We start from the raw sequence: 3,520 nt of genomic DNA on the forward strand, positions 1-3,520 counted from the left end.
TTTTTGGAATTTGTTTGGAATTTGCTGTTTTTCAGCAAATATCCTTTTGCGATAGCAGTTTAATAAAAATACTACTTATTCAGGAGACACTAATTACTAACAGTAGATAAAAATAGAGCCGATTTTGGCTCTATTTTATTGCATTCTCTTGTAGCTTTATTTTACTTGTTTGAGAAGTTGGATTTTATCTCAAGGAAATACTGTATATCGTTGAAATAGCGCAGCAGTATGGCCCTGTTCTCGAATTCCGCTCATGAGCCAGACCGTTGCAATTCCAATGATGAGGAGTGCGATTTCATTGACTAGAATTTCCAAACCCAGTGAATGCAAACTGTATATGTGGCTGACCAGAACCGTGCCTACCACAATGCCTTCGGAGGCGTTGAAATAGGTGGACATCGGTACGAATACAACCAAGAACAAGACAAGTGCGGGTAGATTGTGACCTGCAATGTGGAATATTACGAATGACAGAATCATTGCAAGTAATGAGGTTGTAATCCTTTTCAACCTTATTGTGTATGTCTGCTTTCTTGTATCGAAAATGCTGACCAGGCAGATGATTCCAGCCGTTGGACTGTACTTGAGTCCTGCTGTTTCTGCCAGGAATATGGACAATGCGACTCCCAGTACGGTTTTCAGTGACTTAAGAATAAGCTTTTTCAATGGTTCGCCTCCTGTGTTTGACCTGTTCCTGAATAGTGGAAAAGAGCCGAAAATCGGCTCTTTTCCATGTTTATCTTTGAATTTATTAATAGATCGTGCCTTGCGGCTACGAAGCCTGGCTTGACAATGTTTTGCTGTTTTTCTCCATATTATAAAGGATAATGCCTATTGCAGAGGAGAATATGCTAAGTGCTGCTGCTATGATATAAGCCGATGTGTAGCTTCCGAAAATGTCTACTACCTTTCCTGCCAGCAATGGACCTGCAACTCCGCCTATTCCCCAGGCTGAAAACAGTATTCCGTAGTTCAGACCGAAGTTTTTCTTTCCAAACATGTCGGAAATTGCCGAAGGATAAACTGCGAAGTTTCCTCCATAGGTGAAGGTTACTACTGCTGCTCCAAACATGAGTGAGGTAAAAGTGTTCAGTTTGCCAAAGAACAAGAATATTGCGCCTTGTGCAAGGGAAAGGATTACCATTGTTTTTGTCCTTCCAATCCTGTCTGAAAGGACTCCCGATATTGGTCTTCCAGTGGCGTTGAAAATTGCGGTTAGTGCAACCAGTATAAATCCTATGTTGCTTCCAAGCTGGATTGCTGCAATCTTTGAAAGGTGGCCTATTATCATTAGTCCCCCAAGTGCTCCCGATGCAAACATGATCCACAGCATGATGAATTCCTTTGTCTTTATAATGTCTTTCCATGACAAGTCCTTGGAAGTTGCTTCAGATGCTTTTCCTGCCTGGCTTTCCTTGTCAAATAGAAGCTGTGAAAGGGAAGTTACAAGTATTATGAATGCAATTCCAAGAATCCTGAATGATGTGAAAAGACCGAATTCCTTTATCATCCAGTTTGTAAGTGGAGCCATGTAGATTGTTGAAAGACCGAATCCACTTACCACTATTCCTGTTATAAGACCCTTCTTGCTGTCATCGAACCATTTAACAACAGATGGTGTAACTGCTGCATAGCCTATTCCTATTCCTGACCCTGTAAGCATTCCGAAGGTAATACACATTCCCTGTACACTTGTGAATATGCTTGAAAGTATGAATCCAGTTCCTGTTAGGATTCCTCCTATTGCTGCAATTTTTCTTCCGCCGAATTTGTCCTGGAGCTTTCCGGCCGGTATCATCATAAGTGCAAACATGAATATTGCCGTAGTGTATGGCAGTGAGGCACTTGTTTTAGTCCAACCTAGTGTTTCTGTAAGGTTCAGGGAGAATATACTCCATGAATATAATACTCCAAAGGACATGTTTATCATAAATCCTGCAATTAATGCAATTATACCTTTATTCTTCATACAATTATCCTCCTGCATGCATGGCTTTTTTCAAATCTTCCCTGAAAACGGGATGGGCTATATTGATTAATGCTTCTGCTCTTTGTTTCAGTGTCTTTCCTCTAAGATCAGCTACTCCGAATTCCGTCACAACATAATTTACATCATTTCTTGATGTTGTAACTGCAGATCCTTCGTCAAGGGTAGGTACTATTCTGGACACCTTGCCACCTTTTGCTGTTGAAGGTATTGCTATAATGGACTTTCCATCTGGACACATACTTGCTCCTCTGACAAAGTCAACCTGTCCGCCTACACCACTAAACTGTTTTGGGCCTATTGTTTCTGAGTTAATCTGACCCATAAGATCTAATTGAACACATGAATTAATTGAAACCATTTTACTGTTTTGACTCACAACTGAAGGATTATTTGTATAGTCTACCGGGTGCATTTCCAGTTCCGGATTATTGTGTGCAAAATCATAAAGTTTTTGTGTACCCATGAGGAAGGTTACTATCATCTTGCCTTTATTGATGCTCTTCTGGTCGTTTGTTATTACTCCAGCATTGAAAAGATCCACAACACCATCGGATATCATTTCAGAATGTATTCCAAGATCTTTTTTATCCTTAAGGAAAAGAAGTACTGCATCAGGGATTGAACCTATTCCTAGTTGAAGTGTTGAACCATCCTCTATGAGATCTGCACAGTTTTCGCCTATTATTCTTTCCAGATCCGTGATAGGTTTTGGCTCAAGTGTCGGCAGTTCATAGCTTGACTCAATGATATGGTCTATCTCAGATATATGGATGAAGGAATTTCCGTAGGTTTTTATCATCCTGTCATTTACTTCTGCTATTAGAACCTTAGCTTTCTTCGCAGCCATCAATGAATAATCTACCGAAGTTCCAAGACTTACGAAACCATGCTCGTCAGGAGTGCTTACTGTAATCATTGCAACATCTACTGGCAGGTAGCCCTTTTCAAAAAGTCTTGGTACTTCGAAGAAAAAGCATGGTGTATAGTCAGAAAAACCATTGTGAAGACTTTTTCTAGTTGGTCCTCCCATGAATATGCCGTTGTGTCTGAAGTGGCCGTCCATATTCTCTGAGCAGTATTCTGATTTTCCCAGTGGAACCATATGTACTATTTCAACATTTCTTAGTTCTTCTTTTCTATTCATAAGTGCATCTACTAGTATTTGTGGTTCACCTACACAGTGACCCAATACTACTCTGTCGTTTGATTTTACGATTTTTACAGCTTCTTCAGCATTAGTTAATTTTGATTTATATAGATTTTTCATAACAGCTCCTTTATATTTGAAATGATTTTGGTTATAGAAAAAGGGCTTAAAGCCCTTTTAATCAGCCTGTAGAGGCCGGTGCGACATAGTCGCTGTGTTTCAGCTATGATTGAAACATCGCTGAATTGTTAGGTTAGTAATATTTGCCGTAACTGTTGGTACGGCCTAAGATTCAAAGGTATGGTTGGCCTATGAATCTTAAGTGATATATGTTCTGCATACATATAACCGAATTTAGTAGTTCTACTTCGTACTTTCTCCAC

At 39.8% G+C, this 3,520-nt stretch carries 3 protein-coding genes and 1 pseudogene; all 4 read right to left on the reverse strand.

Annotated elements, in window-relative coordinates:
* Positions 1–161 precede the first annotated feature (161 nt).
* A complete protein-coding gene (locus AC3AX0_RS09365; protein WP_487550033.1) occupies positions 162–230 on the reverse strand; it encodes a hypothetical protein in 69 nt (22 codons plus the stop codon).
* A gap of 34 nt (positions 231–264) precedes the next feature.
* A pseudogene (locus AC3AX0_RS09370) lies at positions 265–666 on the reverse strand (aromatic acid exporter family protein); the annotation flags it as partial.
* A 106-nt stretch (positions 667–772) separates the two neighbouring features.
* Entirely contained in the window at positions 773–1,969 is a 1,197-nt protein-coding gene (locus AC3AX0_RS09375; protein WP_487550031.1) for an L-lactate MFS transporter, read from the reverse strand.
* 4 nt (positions 1,970–1,973) lie between these two features.
* Complete coding sequence (locus AC3AX0_RS09380; protein WP_487550032.1) at positions 1,974–3,257, reverse strand: acetyl-CoA hydrolase/transferase family protein; 1,284 nt, start codon at positions 3,255–3,257, stop codon at positions 1,974–1,976.
* Positions 3,258–3,520 lie beyond the last annotated feature (263 nt).

The organism is Dethiosulfatibacter sp., assembly GCF_983023055.1.

Bases quoted from the DNA above. Each gene is read 5' to 3' on its own strand.
- AC3AX0_RS09380 (WP_487550032.1), bottom strand. From the start codon at position 3,257: ATGAAAAATCTATATAAATCAAAATTAACTAATGCTGAAGAAGCTGTA.
- AC3AX0_RS09375 (WP_487550031.1), bottom strand. From the start codon at position 1,969: ATGAAGAATAAAGGTATAATTGCATTAATTGCAGGATTTATGATAAAC.